The sequence below is a fragment of the Roseovarius sp. genome, assembly GCF_965277045.1.
In the GTDB taxonomy this organism is placed as follows: domain Bacteria; phylum Pseudomonadota; class Alphaproteobacteria; order Rhodobacterales; family Rhodobacteraceae; genus Roseovarius.
The window spans coordinates 3,515,075-3,536,594 of record NZ_OZ255712.1 but is presented as its reverse complement, the minus strand read 5'-3'; the positions used below and the strand labels follow the sequence as shown (position 1 = coordinate 3,536,594).

Here is a 21,520-nt window from a genome sequence, read left to right as displayed (position 1 = left end):
CGCATTGTAACCCGCCCCCGGCGACCTATAAGAAGGACTTGAGTAGCAAACGGCAAGGCCGCGGGGATAAATGACCGGGAAAACAACGCATTTCGGATACGAGGACATCCCCGAGGAGGAGAAGGCGGGCCGCGTGCGCGGCGTGTTCGGCTCTGTCGCGTCGAAATACGACGTGATGAACGACGCGATGTCCTTTGGCATCCACCGTGTCTGGAAGGACGCGATGATGGATTGGCTGGCGCCGCGCGCGGGGCAACGCCTGCTGGACGTGGCGGGCGGTACCGGCGACATCGCCTTTCGGTTCCTGAAGCGCGCCGGGTCGGGCCACGCCACCGTGCTGGACCTGACCGAGCCGATGCTGGTCGAGGGCCGCAAGCGGGCCGAGGCGGAGCAGATGGCGGCGAGCCTGGAATGGGTGGTGGGCGACGCGATGGCGCTGCCCTTTGCCGACAGCAGTTTCGATGTCTACACGATCAGCTTCGGCATCCGGAACGTGACTCGCCCGCAGGAGGCCCTGAACGAGGCCTTTCGCGTCCTGAAGCCCGGCGGGCGGCTGATGGTGCTGGAATTCAGCCAGATTCCGAATGACCTGATGCAGAAGGTCTATGACCTTTATTCCTTCAACATCATCCCGCAGATGGGCCGGGCCATCGCCGGGGACCGCGACAGTTACCAGTACCTGGTGGAATCGATCCGCAAGTTCCCGGACCAGGAGACGTTCCTGGGCATGGTGCGCGACGCCGGGTTCGAGCAGGCCAAGTACCGCAATCTCAGCATGGGAATCGCTTGCCTGCATTCCGGCTGGAAGATCTGAGCCATGCGCGGACCGCACAACATCCTGCGCCTGATCCGCACGGGCGCCACGCTGGAGCGCACCGGCGCCATGGGCCTGATCATGGATGCGATGGACGCGCCGCCGCTGGTGCGCGGGACGATGCGGTTCCTGGCTTGGCCGTTTCAATGGCTGGGCTACAAGGGTGACACCAGCATGCCGCCCGCCCTGCGCGCGCTGACCGCGCTGGGCCCGGCCTATATCAAGTTCGGACAGGTCTTTTCGACCCGGCCCGATATCGTCGGCGATGCCCTGGCGCAGGAACTGCGGGTGTTGCAGGACAAGCTGCCGCCCTTCGACGCCAGTGTCGCCAAGGCCAGCGTGGCCAGTTCGCTCGGGCAACCTGTCGACGCGATCTTCTCCGAGTTCAGCGAACCGATTGCCGCCGCGTCGATTGCGCAGGTACACAAGGCGCGGCTGCGCGACACCGGGCAGGACGTCGCGGTCAAGGTGCTGCGGCCGGGAATCGAGCGGGCCTTTCGCAGGGATATCGACGCGTTCTATTTCGCGGCGCGCATGATCGAGGTGCTGTCCCCGTCCGCCCGCCGCCTGAAACCTCGCGACGTGATCGCCCATTTCGAGGGCGTGGTTAACGGAGAGCTGGACCTTCGGCTCGAAGCGGCCTCGGCCAGCGAGTTCACCGCCAACACCGCCGAGGACGAAGGTTTCAGCCTGCCGGCAGTCAACTGGGATATGTCGGGGCGGCGTGTCATGGTCATGGAATGGGCCGACGGCGCACCGATGGGCGACAACGCCGCCATTGATGCCGCCGGTCACGACCGCGCGGAACTGGGCGAACGGGTGCTGCAGCTTTTCCTCAAACATGCGCTGCGTGACGGGTTCTTTCACGCCGACATGCACCAGGGCAACCTGAAGGTCGCGCCAAACGGGGATATCATCGCCTATGATTTCGGCATCATGGGGCATATCGACGAGTACACCCGCAGGGTCTATGCCGAGATCCTGTACGGGTTCATCAAGCGCGACTACCGCCGGGTCGCCGAAGTGCATTTCGAAGCCGGATACGTGCCCGCCGACCGCGACGTCGATGAATTCGCGCGGGCGCTTCGCGCCGTGGGCGAGCCGATCTTCGGCATGGACGCCTCGAAAATCTCGATGGGGGGACTGCTGAGCTATCTCTTTGAAGTGACAGAGAGATTCGGGATGGAAACCCGGACCGAGCTGATCCTGCTGCAACGCACGATGGTGGTGGTCGAGGGCGTCGCCCGCAGCCTGAATCCCCAGACCAACATCTGGCAGGTCGCCAAGCCCGTGGTTGAGGATTACATCCGCAAGAACATCGGACCCGGCGCCGCCGTGCGCGACTTGCGCCGCACGCTGATGGTCGTGTCGCGCTATGGCCCGCGCCTGCCGCAGATCGTGGAAAGCGCGTTGATCCGCCAATCCAGACCTGCGCCGGAACCAAGGCAGGGCCTGCGCTGGAAATCCGTGTTATGGCTGGGGCTCGGCGTCGCGTTCGGCACGATGGCGACGCTGCTGGCGACGACCCTTTTCTAAGACGTGGTTTTGATGTGACTCCGCCCGTGTATCAAGTTGCAATCCACCGCCAAGGGTGTCGGAATCAAGGTTGCCTCGCTATCCTGCAGGGGACGTCAAAGGAAGGATACGCGCAGTGATCCGTACATCGACACGCGTTCTGATCACGCTCGGATTGCTTGGCCTCCCCGGCCTCGCGCTGGCCGACAACCTGAAAACGCTGACGACCAACAATTATGGTGTCCCCGGCGGGCTGATCGACATGCCGACCGCCGAATCCGCGCCGGACGGCCAGTTGTCGACCAACGTCACGTATTTCGACGGGTTTTACCGCGCGACCCTGAGCTTTCAGATCACCGACCGTCTGACAGGCAGCTTTCGCTACGCGGGAACGGAAGGCATCTCGCCGACCTTTTCGACCTATTACGACCGCAGCTTCGACCTGCGGTTTCGCGTGTTCGACGAGACGGATTGGACACCCGCGGTCTCGGTCGGCCTGCGCGATTTCGTCGGCACCGGGCTGCTTTCCAGCGAATATGTCGTCGCCACCAAGTCGATCGGGGACCGCCTGCGCGTGACCGGCGGCCTCGGGTTCGGGCGGCTTGGCAGCTATGCCAGTGACGGCAGTATCGGCTCGCGGACACCCTTCAGTTTTGCCCAGTCCGGCACGGGCGGCCAGTTCAACATCGACGACTGGTTCCAGGGCGACTACGCGTTCTTCGGCGGCGTCAGCTATCAGGTGACGGACAAACTGTTGCTGAGCGCCGAGTATTCCTCGGACAATTACGACACCGCGCAAGCGGCAGGGGTTCTGGAACGGTCGACCCCCTGGAACTTTGCGCTGTCCTATCAGATCAACGATGGCACGGCCTTGCGGGCGTTTGCCCTGCATGGCGAAGAGTTCGGCGCCGCGCTGACCTTCAGCCTCAACCCCAAGACTCCGTCGGTCAAGGGCGGCACCGAGCTGGCGCCTCTGCCGGTCGCCGTCCGTGGGCCGCGCAGCGCCGAAGACCTTGGCTGGACCACCCAGCCGGGCCGCGAGAAGGCAATCACCGCGTCGCTGGAAAACAGCCTTCAGCAATCGGAACTGGACCTCGAGGGCGTGACGCTGAACGCTCGCAGCGCCCATGTCCGCATCCGCAACGAGAAATATGATGCCACGTCGCAGGCGCTGGGCCGGACATTGCGCGTCATGAGCCGCGAATTGCCCGCATCTGTCGAAATGCTGCATGTGACGCTGATCGAGAACGGCATCCCGGCCAGCACGATGAGCTTCAGCCGCACCGACCTGGAACGGCTGGAACACAGGCCGGCGCGCGAGGCGCTCGCCGCTGCGCAGTTCAGCGATACGCTGCGCTTTGGCAACTATCCCGACCCGTTCCCCGAGGTCTATCCACGTTTCGAATGGTCGATCGGTCCGTATCTTCGAACCTCTCTTTTCGATCCGAACGATCCGTTGCGCGTCGATCTTGGCGTGCGGGCGAAGGGCAAGTATCACCTGGGGTCCGGGTGGGTGCTGTCGGGGTCTGTCGGTCAGAAGGTGGTCGGCAACCTGGACGAGGCGGCGCAACCCAACAATTCCCAGCTGCCGCGGGTTCGGTCCGACACGGCGCTTTACAACCAGACGGACGAACCGTTCCTGGAAAACCTGACAGTCGCCAAGTACGGCCGGCTTGCGCCGGATTTCTACAGCCGCGTCACCGCCGGCTATCTGGAGCGCATGTATGCCGGCGTTTCGGGCGAGGTTCTGTGGAAGCCGGTGAAGAGCCGGTTGGCGCTCGGGGCGGAGCTGAACTACACCCATCCGCGCGACTTCGATCAGCAGTTCGGACTTCGGTCGCGGGTCACGCCGGGCGGCACGATCCCCGAGTTCAACGGCCATGTCTCGGCCTATTACGATTTCGGCAACGGCTTTCACGGCCAGTTGGACGCCGGGCGCTACCTGGCCGGCGACTGGGGGAGCACGATCACCCTCGACCGCGAGTTCGCCAACGGCTGGAAGATCGGCGCGTTCGCCACGTTCACCGACGTGTCGTCGTCGCAATTCGGCGAAGGGTCGTTCGACAAGGGCATCCGCTTTACCGTTCCGCTTTCGTGGCTGCTGGGCCAGCCCACCAAGCAAAAGGCCAGCGGCGTCATCCGCCCCCTGACCCGGGACGGCGGTCAGCGGCTTGAAGTGGACGGGCGGCTTTACGAAACCATTCGCGGATCGCATCGCCCCGAAGTCGCAAAGAGCTGGGGGAAATATTGGAGATGACGCGTATATCGAAGCATCTGCTCGCCGCCGGTCTGATCGCGGCGCTCGGCCTGACGGCGTGCACCAACACGCGCCAGGAATCATCGATCCTGTCCGTCGGCAAATCGTTGATAGACTCCCGCCGCGCCCAACCCGGCGCCAGGCCCCAGGTCGACGACAGCATCGTCCAGCGCGAGATAGGCCGTGCCCTGCAATCGACCGACGGTCCGCTTGCCCTCATGCAGATCGAGGGGACCGGCAGCGTCGCGGTGCTGCGCGTGATCGAGACCAACGGCCCGCATTCCACCTGGGCCGCCTGGGGCACCAGCGAACGCCGGAGCGTGTCGACACGCGGCGGGGTCATCACCTCGACCCGCGGGCTGGGCACCGACCTGATGTCGTCCAGTATCAACGGGTTGCTGACCATGCTGTCGCGCCGGCAGGACGGGATCGAAAGCCAGGTTCTGAGACATCTGGATGGCGAAAACCAGATTGAGGAAACTCTGGCCTATTGTGCCTTCACGCCGGGCCCACGTCAGGACTATGCCGCGGGCGCGCTGCGGCTGCAGGCAACGCGGGTCGACGTCTATTGCAAGTCCGACAACGGAACGTTCAGCAATTACTATCTGGTCAGCCAGAACGGCCGGATCGTCAAGTCGCGCACATGGCTGGGCGAGGGGTTGGGATACTTCACCTTGAGCCATCTGCGCTGAGGCCCGAAGCGTTTCGTCTTTTACCTGAGCCGAATGGCGACACGCATGCAACGGTTGACTGTTGTGCTACGTTTCGCGGGAAAGCTGTAATCCGGGTTTATCGCGAATCGCTTTAGTGCCGTGCCGGAGTGCCGCCCGGGTCAGCGAAAGATGGGAAAGCAAAAAAAAAGCGGGCCCGAAAGCCCGCCTTCAAATCGGAATGTACCGCAAGTGCGGGTTTATCAGTTCGCCACCAGGCTCGTCGTGGACGACGACGAGTCGTCGGCGAGGGCGACGATCAGGCCGGCAGCGACAACGCCGACGACAACGTAGGTCACGCCGCCGATCGACAGCAGCGAGCCTTCCTGGGCCTGGGTCGACACGAACGGATCGTTCGTTGCGGGTGCGTCCTGAGCGGCGGCCGGCGCAACCGAGGCTGCGACAACAGCAGAGGCAGCGATGAGTGTCGAAAGTTTCTTCATGACAGTCTCCAAGTGATAGGGTTGCGAGATGCCGAAGCACCACATTTCACCCTCTGTATCTCATATCTGGGCCGGAATTAAAACCTTATCTGCACGCCATCGGGCAAATCCGCAGATTATTTCGACGCTGTGGCCAATACGCCAATTTATTGATCTTGTCTCGGCAGACGGAGCCCCAGCAGCGACGCGGCACCGACCTCCTGACCGTTTTCCATGACCAGGACAGTCTGGCCTGCGTCGATGCGCGCCTCGATGATTCGTCCGTGCACCTCGACCGGCGTCGACGCGACGACCTCGGCACCCGAGAAGGATTCGACCGTCACGTCATAGGTGCCGGGCGCAAGCGCGGTTCCCGAAGCGTCCGTGCCCAGCCACGCGATTTCCTCTCGGTCACCGGACACGGCGAGGCGCTGGACCTCTGTGCCACGGCTGTCACGCACGACAAGCTCGTGCCTGTCGGCCAAGCTGTCGCCCGCAATCGTCAGCCTCACGGGCGCGCCCTCGAAGACCACAGGCGCGGCGGCCCGCCCTTCCATGCCGATCCAGCCGGACAGTTGCGACACGCCCATGAGGCTCATCTGGGCACTGAGCGCCGCCAGCAGGTCGTTGCTCTTGACCTGTTGTTCAACGCCCGAGAATGTCGCCAGCTGTGTCGCGAATTCGGTCGACCCCATCGGGTTCAACGGGTCCTGGTTCTCCATCTGGACGGTAAGCATTTTTATGAAGGTCTCGAAGTCGGAACTGAGCACGGTCGAGGCGGAGCGCGAGGCCTGTGCCGCAGCCGCGCCGGTCGCAGAGGTCGTGGGAGCAATGTCCATCATTTTGTCCTTTCAGAGGGTCAAAGCCGAATATCGACGCGATCGAGCGCAATGGATGCGTGCCCGATCTGCGCGTGCGTGGCCGGCGCCTGATCTTCGTTCAGCGCCGCGTCCACCGGCGCGACGGCATGACCCTCGGGCCCATGGCCCTGACCGGAGCGCGGATTTCCGCTTTGGCCGAACGAGAACTGGGCCGCGCCGTAGCCGATTTCGCGAAAATCCTGCGCAAGCATGTCTGCATGTCGGCGCAGGAGGTCGAGCGTTTCGGGACGGTCGGCCATCACGCTGACAAGGACCCCGGCATCGCCGGTCTGAAGGCTGATCCGCACGCGCCCGAGTTCGGCTGGATTCAGGTGAATTTCAGCGGATTTGTCGCCCGCGCTGCGGAACCCCGTGGTCAGTTGTTCGATCACGTGGCGCGGCAGGTCGGGACCGCGCATCGCCGCCGCAAGGGAGCTTTGGCGCAAGGGTGCGCTGGTCTCGACCTGGCTCGTGTGGGCGGTGCTTGGGCCGGTGTGGCCCGTTTCGTCCAGCGTGTCGCCGACGCGCTCCTCTGCCTGCAGAACCGGGTTGCGGGCCGCGGAAACCGGGGGGGTGGGCGCGACGGGAGCCGTAGGAGCGGCCACGACCGACGAAGACGGCGCGGGCGGGGCCCCCTCCAGCTTTTCTGCGTGCGCGACTGTTCTTGGCGTCGGCAGCGACACCTTGTCCAAGGCCTGTTCGGGTCGAACAATCGACGCGGGCGCGATGTGATCAATTGTTCCCGCCGGGGCGCGCGCTGGCGGCTTGGCCTGTGTGAGACCCTGATCCGGTCGATTCTGCGGCGCCGGATGGAACGGCGCGGGTTGCTCGCTGCGTGAATACGGGCGGCTTGCAAACCTTGCATCGCGGTTTTCACGCCCGGTGTCGCGCACCATCGACGCAGGCCTGACTTCGGTTTCATGTGAAGGATTTGGGCGCGTTTGGCCGGCAGGGACATCCGGGCTGCCGGCTCGCGCGATTCGCGGCGCTGCCTCATTTGAGGCGTTGGCCGCCTGCATGTCCAACGTCGGACGGGGCGCGTTTGGAGAGGATTCGCCTTCGGCGGCCCGGGCAATGGTGGCGGGGCCATCCGTCAAGCCGACGCGCGAGGTCGCCGTGACAACGGAAGAGTGAGGGGGCTTACCCGGTGTCAGTGACGGAACGCCCGGCCCATTCGCTACCATCGCCGACGGGGACACCTTGGCGTTGTTCGCGACGGACTCGGCTGTGTCAGGGTCGGCGCTTCTGGAAGCTGCCTGCCCCAATTCCAAAGCCGCAACCTCCGCGCCCTGTCGCTGCATTGCAGGTGACGACATCTTTGCAAGCAGGTCAGCGTTCAACGACTCGGGACGATTACCCGCAGTCCCGCCGGGCACGATGCGGGCCGGCGCGACGTCCTCGGATGGATTCCCCGCCGGATCCGCTTGTCCGCCCAGTCCACCAAAGACGGCTACCGGGTCGCGCGCCGCGTCGGGACCAACCGCATGCGACGATGCGGCCCCGTCGAGCCGCGATACGTGCGCGGCTTCTGCCGATGCCTGTGCGTCTGGACCCTCTGCAACGGAGGTGTTGGAATGACCTTTTGCAAAGCCTGCATGAGGATCGGAGGTGGCCGGATCGTCGTTCGGCAGCCCGCCGCGCCCCGCGCCTTGTTCAGTCGCGGCAGGCAGATCGGCGGGGAGGTCGTCAGGACTACTGGCCGCTTCCGCAACGGCGGGCGGAAAGAGCGACGAATCCTTGCCGCGATCAGTGCCCGGATCATCAACCGACATGTCCGACACCTCTCCATCTTGCGCAGCCACATCCTCTTTCGTGTCAGGGTGCGCAGGCACGACCGACCCTGCGGTGTCGCTTACGGCACTTGCCTTATCGCGGGCGCGCATGTCCGAGAAAACGGTCGCAAAACTGCGCCGGTCGGACCCTCCGGGCGTGTTGCCCCCCTGAACCGGATCAGTCCCTTGCCTGGGAGTGCCAGCGCGGGAATGGGCGGTCGTGGCGTCGCCGGTCGGTAAGTGAAACATCTAAAGCTCCAGGATTTCTTCCTCAGCCCGGACAACTTCGCAGATCGGAATTACCAGTTCTTTACCGCTTTGATGTCAAATGGCGGAAAGTTCACTGCATTGGAGGAATTCTGGTGACGGTTTTTTTACCCATCGGGCCGAAACTCGACCCACAAATAACGCAGCCTGCGGAACTGGCGGACGCGCGTCGTCACGCCGCCGCGATGCAGGCCGCCCAGAAGCTCGAGGCGACTTTCCTCGCGGAGATGCTCAAGGCCGCCGGCCTTGGTGAGCAGGCCAGTTCGTTTTCCGGCGGCGCGGGCGAGGATCAGTTCGCCTCGTTCCACCGGCAGGCCCTTGCCGACAGGATTGCGCAAGCAGGGGGCATTGGTCTGTCCGAACATTTTTTGAGGTCAATCATGGAGAGACAAGATGAGTGAGACTTCCGCCCAAACCCTAATCGATGAACTGGACCGGTTGCTCGATTTCGAGCGCCAGGCCGTCCTGGACGGCAACCTTCAGGAAATGTCGGACATCATCAGGAAAAAGGAATGCCTGATTGACGCGCTGAGCGATCTCGATGCGTCCCATGCCGCCCCGATGTCCGAGATTCAGGACAAGCTCACGCGCAACCAGACACTGCTTGACGGCGCGCTGCAAGGCATCCGACGCGCGTCGGCGCGGCTTGCCGCGGTGAGAAAGGTGCGCCGGACCCTCGAAACCTACGGCGAGGACGGACAGAAGAAGACCATCGACGCACGAGTCGCCCGCCAACTGGAGAAGCGGGCGTGAGGCTAGAAGCGGTTTGGCAGTCATTTGTCTCAAATGCCTTCAAGCGAGCGGCCGATGTTAAGGGTCTCTTAGCAGTTCAACGGCATTTCTCGGCCTGCGTCCGGAAACGGATGGCGCGGTGCCGATCAGATGCATCGCACACGTCAGAACGACTTTCGAGGCACCCGCGTGACAGCGGTGCAATTGGACCGGCGCAAAGCGCCGCAAGTAAAGGAACATGCTATCGCGACCTTCCAGGCACCGCCATGGTGCCCGTCACCGCCCGTGACCTTTTTCCGTTTGATGATGACCGGCGCGGCGTTGTCACCAGACGCACTCATCTCACCACCTATTTACTCACCCGAAACAATCGTTAGCAGACCGCGGCTTACTCGATTGTTAACAGATCAATTTTTCCGCGTTGCGCGGTGGTGTATCCACGCAGTTTGACCAGAACATTTGAAACAAATCCGCCGCACTTGGCTTTTGAGGTTCCCTCACGAAAATGGTAATAAGGTGATGATCGCGCCAGTATGGCCGAAACCAATTCCAGTGACACGTGTGGTGCGTAGGGAGCACGTGGGGCAACGGAGGGTATCGGCAGATACGCGCGATACCCTCCGTACGATTTTTCCATGCGAACCTGCGAAAGATTTGCATCCTAGGGCGTCAGGCCCGCCATCCCGCAGATGATGGTCCACTCGTCCTTTGTCACGGGTTGTACCGACAGGCGAGAGTTGCGCACCAACACCATGTCGGACAAGCGCGGGTCGTCCTTGACCATGTCCAGGGTGACCGGCGTCTTCGCGGCCTCCAGCGCCTTGATGTCCACGCACTCCCAGCGGTCATCCTCGGTCGTGCTGTCGGGATGCGCTTCGGCGATGACCTCGACGGTGCCGACCACCGCCTTTTCCGTTTGACTGTGATAGAAGAACCCGCGGTCACCCACGGCCATGTCACGCATGAAATTGCGCGCCTGATAGTTGCGCACGCCATCCCATTCCTCGCCGGCATCGGCCTTCGCCACTTGCTGGTCCCAGCTCCAGGTCGACGGCTCGGACTTGAACAGCCAATAGCGCATGGCTCAGATCACCTTGTTCCAGGGAATCAGCTCGACACTCTGAAAAAGGTCGGCCGCCTTGTAGGGGTCTTTCGCCGCCCATGCCTCGGCCTCGGCCATATCCTCGACCTCCAGGATCACCAGCGACCCGATCATGCCCCCCTCGGCATCCAGGAGCGGGCCGGCCTGGCTGACGACGCCGCTTTCCTTCAGATAGGCCACGTGCTTGTCACGGTTGTCGAGACGGGTTTGCAGGGCGCCAGGCTTGTCCCGGGCAATCAGGGCGATCAACATTCATTCTTCCTTCAATGGCCGTTGCAACAGCATATCGACCGCGTCGCGCACGTTCAATTCACCACTGACCAGCCCGGTCACGACGCGGGTGATCGGCAGGTCCAGGCCGGTCTCTTGCGCCATCTCCGCCAGCGCCTGGGCCGTCGCCGCGCCCTCGACCGTCACACCGCTGTCAAACGCATCGCCCGCGCCGATGCTTTGACCAAAGCGATAATTGCGCGACTGCTCTGACGTGCAGGTCAGCACCAGATCGCCAAATCCCGACAGCCCGGCCAGTGTTTCGGCCTTTGCGCCATATCTCTCCGCCACCTTCACAAGCTCGGCAAAACCGCGCGTCATCAGCGCCGCCCGCGCACTCTCCCCCAGCCCGGCACCGATCGCCACGCCGCACGCGATGGCGATGACGTTCTTCAGCGCGCCACCAAGCTCTGCGCCGATGACATCCGTGGTGCGATAGAGCCTGATATTCGGCGTCGTCAGTCGCGTCTGCAGGCGTTCGCCGGCGCTCTCATCTGCGCATGCCAAAGTCAGCGCGGTCGGCAGACCCCGAGCGATATCATGGGCAAAGGACGGGCCGGTCAAAGTGGCGGGGATGGCGTCGGGCACATGCTCGGCGACGATCTGCGTCGGCCTCAAGCCGGTGCCGCGCTCCATTCCCTTGCAACAGGCGACCACGTGTTTGCCCGCCAGGGTTTCGCCGCAGGTCTCCAGAAAGCGTCTCAGTTTTTGCGCCGGGACGGACAGCAGCACGATTTCGGCCTGCAATACAGTCTCTATATCGGCTGAAACCGTGATATTGTCCGGCAGGTCGACGCCGGGCAGACGCCGCTCATTCTGCCCCGAGGCATGGATTTCGCGCACCTGCTCGGCATCGCGCGCCCACAGTGTCACCGGGCCGTTTCGGGCCAGGGAAACGGCCAGCGCTGTTCCGAATGCACCGGCGCCAATCACCGCGATCATGCCTTCGCCCCTTTCTTTCCCCCGCCCAGAAGGGACGGGCTGCGTTGGTCCAAGGGCCAGCGTGGACGCGCGGCCAGGGACATGTCGTCAATCCGCCCCGCGCGAAAGAGTTCCCCGCCGGCATAGGCGATCATCGCCGCGTTATCGGTGCAAAGCGACAGCGGGGGTGCAACGAAAGCCACGCCGAATTCTCTTGAAACAGTCTCTAATCCACTGCGAACGAGCTGGTTCGCGGCCACGCCACCGGCAACGGCCAGCGCCGGCGGCGCGGACAGGATTCTGCCGGCCTCGGTCAGGGCACGCCGCGTCTTTTCCTGCAGCACGTCTGCGACCGCGTTCTGGAACCCGGCGCAAAGATCGGCCCGGTCCCGCCGTGTCAGCCCGCCCTTCTCGGCGATCACCTCGTCCCGGGCGCGCAGCAGCGCGGTTTTCAACCCGGAAAACGACATGTCGCAGCCGGGCCTGTCCAGCAGGGGCCGGGGGAAACGGAACCGTCCCGCATCGCCCGCCTGCGCCTCGCGCTCGATCATCGGGCCGCCCGGCTGGGACAAGCCCAGCAAGCGCGCGGACTTGTCGAACGCCTCTCCGGGCGCGTCGTCGATGGTGCCACCCAGCCGCGTGAAACGATCGCTTCCCTCGACCAGCAGGAACTGGCAATGACCGCCCGAAACCAGAAGCATCACGTAAGGATATGCCAGACCATCCGTCAGCCTTGGCGTCAGAGCGTGCCCCGCAAGGTGGTTGACGCCCACGAGCGGCAGCCCCCGCGCGGCGGCGATGGCCTTGCCCGTCATCACGCCTGACAGCACGCCCCCGATCAGCCCCGGCCCCGCCGTCGCGGCCACGAGCTGAATGCGATCCAAGGAGGTTTCAGCCTGTTTCAGAGCCTCATTGACCGCGATATCCAGCTTCTCGGCATGCGCGCGTGCGGCGATTTCCGGGACGATGCCGCCAAAGGCGCCGTGCAGGTCGTCCTGCCCCAGAACGACCGACGACAGGATCTCCGCACCGTGCTCGCGCATCCGAACGACCGCCGCCGCGGTGTCGTCGCAGCTGCTCTCCAGCCCGAGGATCGTCAGGTTGTCCGTCATTTCACGCCCGTTGCGCCACGCCCTTTTGGCAGGTAACACCGCAAGGGCGCGCAAACAACTCCGGAGCGTCCATGTCGCCCCTGATCCTCATCACACGCCCCCGGGATGCGGCAGACGCCTTCGCAGCCGACCTGGAGGATAAGCTGGGCCCGGACGTGGACATATGCATTGCGCCGCTCTTGCAGATCGAGATGTCGCCGGATCTGCCCGACCTCGCGCCGTACAGAACGCTCATATTCACCTCCGCTCACGCGGTCGAAAGCTTTGCCAAGGCCACCCGGCGCCGGGATTTCGCCTGCTACGTCGTCGGCACCGCCACCGGCAAGGTTGCAGCACAGCATGGCTTTGATCCGGTCGTGGGGCCCGGCACGGGCAAGGAACTGGCGCAGGATATCCGGAACGCTTCTGCCGCGACGCCGTGCCTCTACCTGCGTGGAGACCCCATCGCGTTCGACCTCGCGCGATATCTGAATTCCGCCGGAACAGAGACGCACGAGGCCATCGTCTATCGCCAGGTGCCCTGCGCCCTTTCGAAAAAGGCGCTGGACCGCGTGGAAAGGCACGGTATCGTGGTGGCGCCGGTTTTTTCGCCGCGAAGTACCCAGCTTTTGCTAGATGCGCTGCCGAAAGGCGCTAACTTGCATGTCGCGGCGATCAGCGAGGCCGTGGCGGGGGTCATTCCCCGGGAGAGAGCGGCAAGGATCAGTGTGGCGGCGCGGCCCGACAGACCCGCGATGCTGTCCTGCGTTGCGCAACTTTGGTCTGATGCCAATCGGCTTGAGAGCGGAAGCACCGCACAGTAAGCTTTCTGGCAGGCTGCAATGGCAAGATTCGAAAGAGGTTTTCACGTGGCAAAGAAAACATCGTCCGGAGCAAAGACACCGCTCGACAAGGACGCATCGAAGGAAGACGACTCCACGCAGGAGGCCGCGCAGCCGGAAGACACCGTTCAAGCCACCGACACCGACACCGTCGCGCCCGCAGGCGACGACACGACCGTGGCGTCCGGCGCGACCACCGATGCGACCCCGGACACGAAACCGGCGGGCAGCCACCCCGGCATCGAGGATCCAGCATCGGGGCAGTCCGAAACGAGTGCTCACGACGCGATGACGCACGACGCTATGACCAAGAGCGACAGCGACACCGAAGAGCCTGCCGCCGATACGTCCGGCCCCGATACGCCCGCGCACGACGCGACGTCGGAAACCGCCGCGACGACCGACGCTGACACCGACCAGACCTCCGACGGCGAGACCTCGGACGCGGCAGAGTCCGGCAACAGCCCCACCGCGACCGAACCCGCCACCAGCCTGCCCGTCACGGCACCGCAGCCCGCCAAGGGGGCTGGCGTCGGAAGCATGATCCTGGGCGGCGTCGTTGCGGGCGCCATCGGCTTTGCCGCCGCCTATTTCGGCGTGGTGCAGCAAGTCATCCCGCGCGACGAGGTTCTGGTCGGGGATGTCGGCGCCCTCAACCAAAGGGTCGAGGAGCAGTCCGGCACGATCGACGCCCTGACCGAGAAGGTGGGCGGCATCACCAATACCGATGACAGCGCGCTTCAGGCTCAGGTCGAAGCGCTCGGGACATTGTCCGACCGCGTGGCCGAAACAGAACAACAGATCGAGGACCTAGCGGCGCGGCTGGGCGATGTAGAGCAGCGCCCGGTTTCCGAAAGCGCCGACGCCGCCACCATTGCCGCCTACGAGAACGAACTGAATGCCGCGCGCGAGGAATTCGCCGCGCAGCGCGCCGAACTCGAGGACTTGATCGCGCAGGCGATGCAGACCGAAACCGTCGCCGATGAGGCCGCAGTCGCCGCGATGCAACGCGCCGCGATAAGCCGCGTTCAGGCCGCGCTCGACAACGGCGCCGGGTTTGCCGGCGCGGTGGCCGAGTTGCAGGACACCGATGCCGAGGTGCCCGATACCCTGGCATCCGTCGCCGAAGAGGGGGTCGCAACCCTGTCCAGCCTGCAGGAAAGCTTTCCCGACGCCGCCCGTGCCGCGCTGGATGCGTCGCGGGACGTCACCGGCGAAGGCACCGGGCTCAAGGGCTTTCTGAAGAGCCAGCTTGGCGTGCGGTCCCTGGAACCCCGCGAAGGGGACGATCCCGACGCGGTGCTGTCCCGGGCCGAGGCCGCCGTGCGCGATGGCCGGCTGCAGGATGCGCTGGCGGAAATCGAGACGCTGCCCGAAGAAGGCCGCGCCGAGCTGTCCGATTGGGCCGGCCGGGCGGCAGAACGGCTCGAAGCGGTGGGCGCGGCCCAGTCGCTGAGCGAGACATTGAACTAAGGCCGGGGGGAATTCAAAGAATGCTGTGGTCCGTCATCAAGATCGTCCTCTTCATCGGCCTCGTCGCCGCGGCCAGTTGGGGCGCGATCTACCTGCTCGAACTCGACGGCGGCGTGCGCATCGTTATGGCCGGACAGGAATTCAACCTGACCCCGCTGATGGCCGTGATCGCGCTCGTCCTGCTCGTCATCGCCGTCTGGCTGCTGCTGAAGATCGTATCGCTGCTGGTCGCCGTGCTGCGTTTCATCAACGGCGACGACACCGCGCTGTCGCGCTATTTCCAGCGCAATCGGCAGGAGAAAGGCTATCAGGCCCTGTCCGAGGGGATGATGGCGCTGGCCTCTGGCGAGGGCGAACTGGCCATGGCCAAGGCCGGCAAGGCCGAGCGCTATCTCAACAAGCCGGCGCTGACCAACTTGATCACCGCGCAGGCCGCAGAGATGTCCGGCAACCGCCGCAAGGCCGAGGAGACCTATAAACGCCTTCTGACCAACGAGAAGACCCGTTTCGTGGGTGTGCGCGGCATCCTGCGTCAAAAACTGGCCGACGGCGACACTGACACCGCGCTCAAACTCGCCAAGACCGCCTTCACGCTGAAGCCCAAGCACGAGGAAGTGCAGGACACGCTGCTGAAACTGCAGGCGCAGACCGGCGACTGGAAAGGCGCGCGCGAAACCCTCAGTGCCAAGCTGAAATCCGGGAACCTGCCGCGCGACGTGCATCGCCGCCGCGACGCCGTGCTGGCGCTCTCCGAGGCGCGCGACATCCTGGACGAAGGCAAGAGCATCGAGGCCCGCGAGGCCGCCATCTCCGCGAACAAGCTCTCGCCCGATCTCGTACCGGCCGCCGTGCTGACGGCCCGCGGCTACATGGAGCAGGGCAACAAGCGCAACGCCACCCGCGTGATCAAGAAGGCATGGGATGCCCAGCCGCACCCGGACCTTGCCGCCGCCTTCGCGGAAATCGAGCCCGACGAGACGCCGCAGGCCCGCATCAAGCGGTTCGCCAAACTGCTCAAGACTCATCCCGATCACCGCGAAACCCGCCTGATCGACGCCGAACTGCACCTTGCGGCCGAGGATTTCCCCGCAGCCCGCCGTGCGCTGGGGGATCTGGCCGAGGTCGATCCCGATGCAAGGGCGCTGACGATCATGGCCGCCATCGAGCGTGGCGAAGGGGCGTCGGACAGCGTGGTCAAAGGCTGGCTGGCACGGGCGCTGTCGGCCCCGCGCGGGCCGCAATGGGTGTGCGAGAACTGTCATCACATCCACCCCGAATGGGCGCCGTCCTGCAGCAATTGCCACGCGTTCGACACGCTCAGCTGGCGCGCGCCGCCGGCATCGTCGGTCGCCTCGTCCACGGGCATCGAGATGCTGCCGCTCATCATCGGCTCGGTCGAGGATCACACCACCCCCGACGAGACCATCGACGAGGATGACACGGCCGAAGCGGAAATCGACGACGCCGAAATCGTCGAGGAACCGAAGCCGGCAGAGACGGAAAAATAGTCCTTTTCGGATGGGATTTGTGGTGCTATAGCCGCCCCCCACAGGGCCGCTGTAGCTCAGCTGGTAGAGCACGTCATTCGTAATGATGGGGTCGGGGGTTCGAGTCCCTTCAGCGGCACCACTTTCCTGGATATATCTCAATCCTCTTCACAAGGGTTCGTCTCCTTCGGGGTTTACTGTGCCGTCTCGACCCAAGGTGCGATATGGAACGCTGGAACCGCCGTCGCCTCGACGCAGGAATTGTCGAGCCTGCGTGAGGGGTCATTGACGAAGGCCACGGTCATGTCCCCGACGCAATCGACATAAGCCAGCGCGCCATGACCGGCCTCGGCAATGAAGAAGTGCTGCGCATTGGTCAGCCCGCGCGTGGCCTCCTTTGCCCAGCTTGCAGCAGTCTGCGTGTCCCATCCGGATCCGATTGAAACCGTGGGAATATCGCTTTCGACCACCTCGTGCCAGTTGTCGCGCGGCGCCGGTGTGAATGCCTTGCAAGCCGTGTAGACGCCTGTGGCCGGGCCATCGAAAAAAGCCGTCACGTCAAAGGGTTGCTCCGCGACCGTCTGCCGGTAACCTTCCATCGTGTTGTACGGCACATCCTCCTGGCATGCATAGAGCATCAGGTCGATGGAGTTCTGCTGAAACTCCAACGTGTGAGACTGCACCGATTGCGCAGCGTCGGCATAGACGGCGGCGACTTCTTCGTCGGTCATCGCCTCCACGATGGCCAGCAGCCGCGCAAGGTGTGGCCCCTTGAAATGCGTTTCGACAAACTCCGACAACCTGTCGCGCGTGGGTTCGCCCAACTGTAGCGCCGAGTATCCTTCCAGTATCGCGCGGGCGGCATCCGAGGTGACGATAGTGTCGGGCACGGCGGCCGACATTTCGGCATCGAACAATCCCGGCATCGGACCCAGCACGCGGTCACGGCGCAACTGACGGCGCAGGTCAGCCACGGCGATCCCGAGCGCTGTTGTGGCATCCTCGATGATCTCGGCATCTCCCAGCGCCATCTGCAGCAGATGCACCTGCTGCTCGGTCAGGTCGTCCCTCCGTGCCGCAAGAACCGCGTCCGCATCCTGTTGCGGCACCGAGAAATTCCAGTCCTTCACGACCATTTCGATGGTCGGCATGTCTTCTCCCCGGTGCAATTCGTACACCATCGCGGGGATATACGGCGTGAGCGAGCCGAGGTTGAACCGATCGTTGCGCTGCGAGAAGAAGCTGAGCACCAGTTGCGGCGGAATGGCCGAGCCGTCGACCACCAGGTCCCCCGCCGTCGACCGCGCGATCACGTCGCGCAGCACCTCGCCCAGATCCGGATAGGCCGTGTCACAGGCCGTTTCCGCGGCGCAATCCTCGACCAACCGCTGCATCGATTCCGCCAGTGGTAGGGTCAGCGTGTCATAGAGCCTGACCCACGGTGGCGCGACCCCGTCGATCACGGCTGACCGGACACCCTCGGGCGCGCTGCGCAACACCTCCAGCGTCAGCTTGGTACCGTAGGAAATGCCGTAAAGGTTCCATTCCTCGTAGCCCAGCGCGGTCAGGATCATCGGCACATCCAGCGCATTCTGCCGCGTGTTGTATTTCGAAAGATCCGTGCCGGCCGCCTCGATTTCCGAAAGGCAATCCTTCAGGAACTGGCTGACCACGGGGTTTCCCTCCGGGTCCGTTTCCAGCGCGCCGGTCTCCTCGGTGATGACCTGGCTGACGTTCTGCGCAATCTGCTCGTAACAGACCACGCTGCCCGAAGAGATGCCCGCGGCCCGCTGATCGAAGATGATCACGTCGCGGTTGGCACGAAACGGCGCAAAGGCGTCCGCCATGAAGCTCAGACCGCTGTTCAGGTTCCCGATCCCGGGCCCGCCATGCAGGTAAACCAGCGGGTCCGGGGCCGGATAGGTCGTCTCGGATCGCAGGATCGCAAAGGCCAGTGCAACGCTTTGCCCGTTCTCCGGCGCGTCGTGATCCTCCGGCACGGTGACCGTTCCACAAAGGATCGTCTCACCGACGATTTCCGACATCGCCATCGGGTCACGACAAGACACGACCTCCACGGGGGCGCCTTCGCCCCGAGCCAGCAGGGTCTCGAAATACCTCCCGTCCGGCTCGGGCGCCGTCAGGGCCATCAGCAGTGCGATGATATCTTCCATCGTGAACCTCGCTTGAATGAATTTCGGGCAGAAAACGCCCCGGTTCATCGTTACGAATACACATGTCGAAATCTTGTAGTTCGGGCGACTGTCACATTGGACCGAAGGCAACGGGCTGCAGGTGACTCGCGCCAGGGCGCCGCCAAGGCTTGACGATGCAAGACCATACTACCACGTAAGTCATGACCGGTCCAAAGACGGGCCACGCGATTGCTTTTCGTTGAGCGTCCGCATCTTTTCGCTTAAGCAAGCGCACATTGCGCGGCAGCGCCCTATATGAGTTCGAAAACAAGCGGGCGGATCATGGCCAATCACTTTTACAAATCGGACCTTCCGGACGACCTCGATCTTGGGTCCGTCGTCGCCATCGACTGTGAGACAATGGGGCTCAACCCCCATCGGGACAGGCTCTGCGTCGTGCAGCTGTCGGGCGGCGACGGCGACGCGCACATCGTTCAGGTGATGCAGGGCCAGACCAGCGCGCCCAACCTCGAACGTCTTCTGACCGATACCGACGTCCTGAAGCTGTTCCATTTCGGCCGCTTCGATATCGCCGCGATGTTCAACGCCTTCGGGGCGCTGGCCGCGCCTGTCTACTGCACCAAGATCGCCAGCAAGCTGATCCGGACCTATACCGACCGACACGGGCTGAAATACCTGCTTCAGGAACTGCTGGGTGTCGATATTTCCAAGCAACAGCAATCGTCGGACTGGGGCGCGCCCGAACTGAGTGACGCGCAGCTGGACTATGCCGCCTCTGACGTTCTTTACCTGCACCGGCTGCGCTCGGAACTGGACGCCAGGCTGGCCCGCGAGGGCCGCACCGATCTGGCCCAAAGCTGTTTCGACTTTCTCCCGACGCGGGCCCGGCTGGACCTGGCCGGCTGGCCCGAAACGGATATTTTTGCGCACTGACCATGGCAACGACCGACAACTTCTACTCGCGGCTTGTGGCCTGGATGAAGATCATCCTGCCGTTGGCCGCGCTTGGCCTGTTGTCCACGATCTTCCTGATTTCGCGCCATATCGACCCGACCAAATCCATCCCCATCGCCAATATCGACCTGGAACAGCGTGCGCGCGACCAAGGCGCGACGAACGCGGCCTTTGCCGGCGTGACAAGCGGCGGGGACGAGGTGACGATCACCGCCGAAACCGCCCGCCCGGCAACGGACGATCCCCGCCTGATCAACGCCGAGGATGTCACCGCCGAGATGCGGCTGTTTTCTGGCGGCACGGTGACCGTCAGGTCCGATCGCGGCGACATGCATCAATCCGATCTGCACGCCTCGCTGATGGGCAACGTCCATATCGACACGACCACCGGCTACGAGATGACCACCGAGCGGCTGAACGCAAAGCTGGACGTGCTTTACGCCGAAACGCCCGGTCCCGTGTCGGGCACCGGCCCCGCCGGAGACCTGACCGCGGGGCGCATGGTCTTGTCCGAAGACGAAGAAACCGGCGAGGCACATTTGGTTTTCACCGAAGGGGTGAAGCTGGTATATACTCCGCAGCCGTCCGAGGACCCAGATCAGTGACCCATTCTTTTCGCATTTTGATTGCAGTCATTTTGTTTTGCCAGCCACTTGGCGCCGCCGCCCAGGGCGCGCAGGTCGCCTTCGGCAACACCGCGCAGGACAGCAGCCTTCCGGTCGAGGTCACCGCCGACAATCTGGACGTGAACCAGCAGGACGGCACCGCGGTCTTTACCGGCAACGTTCTGATCGGACAGGGCGAGATGCGCCTGTCCGCACCCCGCGTTCTGGTGGTCTACAAGAACGATCAAAGCGGCATCGAAGAGCTCCAGGCGACCGGCGGCGTCACCCTTGTCAGCGGCGAGGATGCGGCCGAGGCGTCGCGCGCCGATTACAACGTGGACACCGGCTTGATCGAGATGGAGGGCGACGTGCTCCTTGTTCAGGGTATCAACGCACTGAGCGGTGACAAGATGTTCGTCGACACGCGGGCCGGGACCGCCCGTGTCACGGGCCGCGTCAAGACGATTCTTCAACCCGAGAACGGCAACCAGTAATGGCCCGGCCCGAGTTGCATATCGCCCACGAAAGCACCGGCCTGTCGGTCGAGAACCTGCGCAAGAGCTACAAGAAGCGCGTGGTCATCCGCGATGTCACCCTCTCCCTGCGCCAGGGCGAGGTCGTTGCGCTTCTCGGCCCGAACGGGTCGGGCAAGACGACGACCTTCTACGCCATCGCCGGCCTGATCCATCCCGAGGGCGGGCATGTGCGGATCGACGGTCGTGATGTGACCAACCTGCCGATGTATCGCCGCGCCAAGCTGGGCGTGGGCTACCTGCCGCAGGAAATGTCGATCTTTCGCGGCATGTCGGTCGAGGACAACATCATGGCGATCCTCGATATCTCGAAGGACAGCCGCCACAAGCGCCGCGAGCGGCTCGAGGAATTGCTGTCGGAGTTTTCCATCGAGCACCTGCGCCGCGCCCCCGCGCTTGCCTTGTCCGGCGGTGAACGGCGCAGGGTGGAGATTGCCCGCTGCCTTGCCGCCCAGCCGAAGTACCTGCTGCTGGACGAACCCTTTGCTGGGGTTGATCCGATCTCGGTGGGCGATATCCGTCACCTGGTCGCAGACCTCAAGAAACGCGGCATCGGCGTACTGATCACCGACCACAACGTGCGCGAAACGCTCGAGATCGTGGACCGTGCCTATATCCTGCATGACGGCAAGGTCCTGATGTCGGGCACCCCGTCCGAGGTCGTGTCGAACGAAAACGTCCGCCGCGTCTACCTCGGCGAAAACTTTCGTATATCCTGAGCGATCTTGCGCCGCGCG

Annotated in this window: 21 protein-coding genes, 1 tRNA gene and 1 pseudogene; 14 read left to right on the top strand and 9 right to left on the bottom strand. The window is 63.9% G+C overall.

Annotated elements, in window-relative coordinates; genetic code table 11:
* Positions 1–70: 70 nt before the first annotated feature.
* The 4 genes from ubiE to ACQY4V_RS17610 all read left to right on the top strand — a co-directional run bounded on the left by ubiE (position 71) and on the right by ACQY4V_RS17610 (position 5,278).
* Positions 71–814: a bifunctional demethylmenaquinone methyltransferase/2-methoxy-6-polyprenyl-1,4-benzoquinol methylase UbiE gene (gene ubiE / locus ACQY4V_RS17625; RefSeq protein ID WP_428513912.1), complete on the top strand. Its 744-nt coding sequence runs from the start codon at positions 71–73 to the stop codon at positions 812–814.
* A gap of 3 nt (positions 815–817) precedes the next feature.
* On the top strand, positions 818–2,350 hold the full coding sequence (gene ubiB / locus ACQY4V_RS17620; RefSeq protein WP_428513911.1) for a 2-polyprenylphenol 6-hydroxylase: 1,533 nt from the start codon (positions 818–820) through the stop codon (positions 2,348–2,350).
* 115 nt (positions 2,351–2,465) lie between these two features.
* Positions 2,466–4,586, top strand: a complete 2,121-nt coding sequence (locus ACQY4V_RS17615; protein ID WP_428513910.1) for a YjbH domain-containing protein — start codon at positions 2,466–2,468, stop codon at positions 4,584–4,586.
* Positions 4,583–5,278: a YjbF family lipoprotein gene (locus ACQY4V_RS17610; RefSeq protein ID WP_428513908.1), complete on the top strand. Its 696-nt coding sequence runs from the start codon at positions 4,583–4,585 to the stop codon at positions 5,276–5,278. Before ACQY4V_RS17615 ends, ACQY4V_RS17610 begins: the two co-directional genes overlap by 4 nt.
* Before the next feature lie 221 nt (positions 5,279–5,499).
* Here ACQY4V_RS17610 and ACQY4V_RS17605 read toward each other — a convergent pair whose 3' ends face one another.
* The 3 genes from ACQY4V_RS17605 to ACQY4V_RS17595 all read right to left on the bottom strand — a co-directional run bounded on the left by ACQY4V_RS17605 (position 5,500) and on the right by ACQY4V_RS17595 (position 8,350).
* Complete coding sequence (locus ACQY4V_RS17605) at positions 5,500–5,739, bottom strand: hypothetical protein (protein WP_222451697.1); 240 nt, start codon at positions 5,737–5,739, stop codon at positions 5,500–5,502.
* A gap of 146 nt (positions 5,740–5,885) precedes the next feature.
* Positions 5,886–6,557: a flagellar hook capping FlgD N-terminal domain-containing protein gene (locus ACQY4V_RS17600; protein ID WP_428513905.1), complete on the bottom strand. Its 672-nt coding sequence runs from the start codon at positions 6,555–6,557 to the stop codon at positions 5,886–5,888.
* 20 nt (positions 6,558–6,577) lie between these two features.
* On the bottom strand, positions 6,578–8,350 hold the full coding sequence (locus ACQY4V_RS17595) for a flagellar hook-length control protein FliK (RefSeq protein ID WP_428513903.1): 1,773 nt from the start codon (positions 8,348–8,350) through the stop codon (positions 6,578–6,580).
* Between the two features lie 362 nt (positions 8,351–8,712).
* Between ACQY4V_RS17595 and ACQY4V_RS17590 the strand changes: the two genes are divergently transcribed.
* The gene (locus tag ACQY4V_RS17590; RefSeq protein WP_428513901.1) at positions 8,713–9,018 is read left to right on the top strand and encodes a rod-binding protein; all 306 of its coding nucleotides are present in this window, start codon (positions 8,713–8,715) and stop codon (positions 9,016–9,018) included.
* Positions 9,011–9,370 carry a flagellar protein FlgN gene (locus ACQY4V_RS17585; RefSeq protein WP_222451700.1) on the top strand — a complete coding sequence of 120 codons (360 nt, stop codon included), beginning with the start codon at positions 9,011–9,013 and terminating at the stop codon, positions 9,368–9,370. Before ACQY4V_RS17590 ends, ACQY4V_RS17585 begins: the two co-directional genes overlap by 8 nt.
* Before the next feature lie 218 nt (positions 9,371–9,588).
* Here ACQY4V_RS17585 and ACQY4V_RS17580 read toward each other — a convergent pair.
* The 5 genes and pseudogenes from ACQY4V_RS17580 to tsaD all read right to left on the bottom strand — a co-directional run.
* Positions 9,589–9,690 (bottom strand): annotated as a pseudogene (locus ACQY4V_RS17580) (chemotaxis protein MotB); the annotation flags it as partial.
* Positions 9,691–10,010: 320 nt separating this feature from the next.
* Positions 10,011–10,430 (bottom strand): EVE domain-containing protein, encoded by a 420-nt coding sequence (locus ACQY4V_RS17575; RefSeq protein WP_428513899.1) that lies wholly within the window; start codon positions 10,428–10,430, stop codon positions 10,011–10,013.
* A 3-nt stretch (positions 10,431–10,433) separates the two neighbouring features.
* Positions 10,434–10,703 (bottom strand): YciI family protein, encoded by a 270-nt coding sequence (locus ACQY4V_RS17570; RefSeq protein WP_428513897.1) that lies wholly within the window; start codon positions 10,701–10,703, stop codon positions 10,434–10,436.
* Positions 10,704–11,663 carry an NAD(P)H-dependent glycerol-3-phosphate dehydrogenase gene (locus ACQY4V_RS17565; RefSeq protein ID WP_428513895.1) on the bottom strand — a complete coding sequence of 320 codons (960 nt, stop codon included), beginning with the start codon at positions 11,661–11,663 and terminating at the stop codon, positions 10,704–10,706.
* Positions 11,660–12,754, bottom strand: a complete 1,095-nt coding sequence (gene tsaD, locus ACQY4V_RS17560) for a tRNA (adenosine(37)-N6)-threonylcarbamoyltransferase complex transferase subunit TsaD (protein ID WP_428513893.1) — start codon at positions 12,752–12,754, stop codon at positions 11,660–11,662. Before tsaD ends, ACQY4V_RS17565 begins: the two co-directional genes overlap by 4 nt.
* A gap of 71 nt (positions 12,755–12,825) precedes the next feature.
* Here tsaD and ACQY4V_RS17555 point away from each other — a divergent pair, with 71 nt between their 5' ends.
* The 4 genes from ACQY4V_RS17555 (at position 12,826) to ACQY4V_RS17540 (ending at position 16,677) form a co-directional block, all read left to right on the top strand.
* Positions 12,826–13,557 carry a uroporphyrinogen-III synthase gene (locus tag ACQY4V_RS17555; RefSeq protein WP_428513891.1) on the top strand — a complete coding sequence of 244 codons (732 nt, stop codon included), beginning with the start codon at positions 12,826–12,828 and terminating at the stop codon, positions 13,555–13,557.
* Between the two features lie 45 nt (positions 13,558–13,602).
* Complete coding sequence (locus ACQY4V_RS17550; protein WP_428513889.1) at positions 13,603–15,048, top strand: COG4223 family protein; 1,446 nt, start codon at positions 13,603–13,605, stop codon at positions 15,046–15,048.
* 20 nt (positions 15,049–15,068) lie between these two features.
* A complete protein-coding gene (locus tag ACQY4V_RS17545; RefSeq protein ID WP_428513887.1) occupies positions 15,069–16,556 on the top strand; it encodes a heme biosynthesis protein HemY in 1,488 nt (495 codons plus the stop codon).
* 45 nt (positions 16,557–16,601) lie between these two features.
* Positions 16,602–16,677 (top strand) — tRNA-Thr (locus ACQY4V_RS17540).
* A 52-nt stretch (positions 16,678–16,729) separates the two neighbouring features.
* Here the strand turns inward: ACQY4V_RS17540 and ACQY4V_RS17535 are convergent.
* Entirely contained in the window at positions 16,730–18,709 is a 1,980-nt protein-coding gene (locus ACQY4V_RS17535; protein WP_428513885.1) for an alpha/beta fold hydrolase, read from the bottom strand.
* 303 nt (positions 18,710–19,012) lie between these two features.
* Here ACQY4V_RS17535 and ACQY4V_RS17530 point away from each other — a divergent pair, with 303 nt between their 5' ends.
* From ACQY4V_RS17530 to lptB, 4 genes are read left to right on the top strand one after another with little or no spacing between them, the layout of a single operon-like run.
* Positions 19,013–19,624 carry a ribonuclease D gene (locus tag ACQY4V_RS17530; RefSeq protein WP_428513883.1) on the top strand — a complete coding sequence of 204 codons (612 nt, stop codon included), beginning with the start codon at positions 19,013–19,015 and terminating at the stop codon, positions 19,622–19,624.
* A 2-nt stretch (positions 19,625–19,626) separates the two neighbouring features.
* Positions 19,627–20,250, top strand: coding sequence for an LPS export ABC transporter periplasmic protein LptC (lptC, locus tag ACQY4V_RS17525; RefSeq protein ID WP_428513881.1), 624 nt, complete (start codon positions 19,627–19,629; stop codon positions 20,248–20,250).
* Positions 20,247–20,744, top strand: coding sequence for a lipopolysaccharide transport periplasmic protein LptA (lptA, locus tag ACQY4V_RS17520; RefSeq protein ID WP_428513879.1), 498 nt, complete (start codon positions 20,247–20,249; stop codon positions 20,742–20,744). The genes lptC and lptA overlap by 4 nt, the downstream gene beginning before the upstream one ends.
* Positions 20,744–21,502, top strand: coding sequence for an LPS export ABC transporter ATP-binding protein (gene lptB / locus ACQY4V_RS17515; protein ID WP_152494310.1), 759 nt, complete (start codon positions 20,744–20,746; stop codon positions 21,500–21,502). The genes lptA and lptB overlap by 1 nt, the downstream gene beginning before the upstream one ends.
* The last annotated feature ends 18 nt before the right edge of the window (positions 21,503–21,520 follow it).

Bases quoted from the DNA above. Each gene is read 5' to 3' on its own strand.
- ubiE (WP_428513912.1), top strand. From the start codon at position 71: ATGACCGGGAAAACAACGCATTTCGGATACGAGGACATCCCCGAGGAG.
- ubiB (WP_428513911.1), top strand. From the start codon at position 818: ATGCGCGGACCGCACAACATCCTGCGCCTGATCCGCACGGGCGCCACG.
- ACQY4V_RS17610 (WP_428513908.1), top strand. From the start codon at position 4,583: ATGACGCGTATATCGAAGCATCTGCTCGCCGCCGGTCTGATCGCGGCG.
- ACQY4V_RS17605 (WP_222451697.1), bottom strand. From the start codon at position 5,739: ATGAAGAAACTTTCGACACTCATCGCTGCCTCTGCTGTTGTCGCAGCC.
- ACQY4V_RS17600 (WP_428513905.1), bottom strand. From the start codon at position 6,557: ATGGACATTGCTCCCACGACCTCTGCGACCGGCGCGGCTGCGGCACAG.
- ACQY4V_RS17595 (WP_428513903.1), bottom strand. From the start codon at position 8,350: ATGTCGGTTGATGATCCGGGCACTGATCGCGGCAAGGATTCGTCGCTC.
- ACQY4V_RS17585 (WP_222451700.1), top strand. From the start codon at position 9,011: ATGAGTGAGACTTCCGCCCAAACCCTAATCGATGAACTGGACCGGTTG.
- ACQY4V_RS17575 (WP_428513899.1), bottom strand. From the start codon at position 10,430: ATGCGCTATTGGCTGTTCAAGTCCGAGCCGTCGACCTGGAGCTGGGAC.
- ACQY4V_RS17570 (WP_428513897.1), bottom strand. From the start codon at position 10,703: ATGTTGATCGCCCTGATTGCCCGGGACAAGCCTGGCGCCCTGCAAACC.
- ACQY4V_RS17565 (WP_428513895.1), bottom strand. From the start codon at position 11,663: ATGATCGCGGTGATTGGCGCCGGTGCATTCGGAACAGCGCTGGCCGTT.
- tsaD (WP_428513893.1), bottom strand. From the start codon at position 12,754: ATGACGGACAACCTGACGATCCTCGGGCTGGAGAGCAGCTGCGACGAC.
- ACQY4V_RS17555 (WP_428513891.1), top strand. From the start codon at position 12,826: ATGTCGCCCCTGATCCTCATCACACGCCCCCGGGATGCGGCAGACGCC.
- ACQY4V_RS17545 (WP_428513887.1), top strand. From the start codon at position 15,069: ATGCTGTGGTCCGTCATCAAGATCGTCCTCTTCATCGGCCTCGTCGCC.
- ACQY4V_RS17535 (WP_428513885.1), bottom strand. From the start codon at position 18,709: ATGGAAGATATCATCGCACTGCTGATGGCCCTGACGGCGCCCGAGCCG.
- ACQY4V_RS17530 (WP_428513883.1), top strand. From the start codon at position 19,013: ATGGCCAATCACTTTTACAAATCGGACCTTCCGGACGACCTCGATCTT.
- lptC (WP_428513881.1), top strand. From the start codon at position 19,627: ATGGCAACGACCGACAACTTCTACTCGCGGCTTGTGGCCTGGATGAAG.
- lptB (WP_152494310.1), top strand. From the start codon at position 20,744: ATGGCCCGGCCCGAGTTGCATATCGCCCACGAAAGCACCGGCCTGTCG.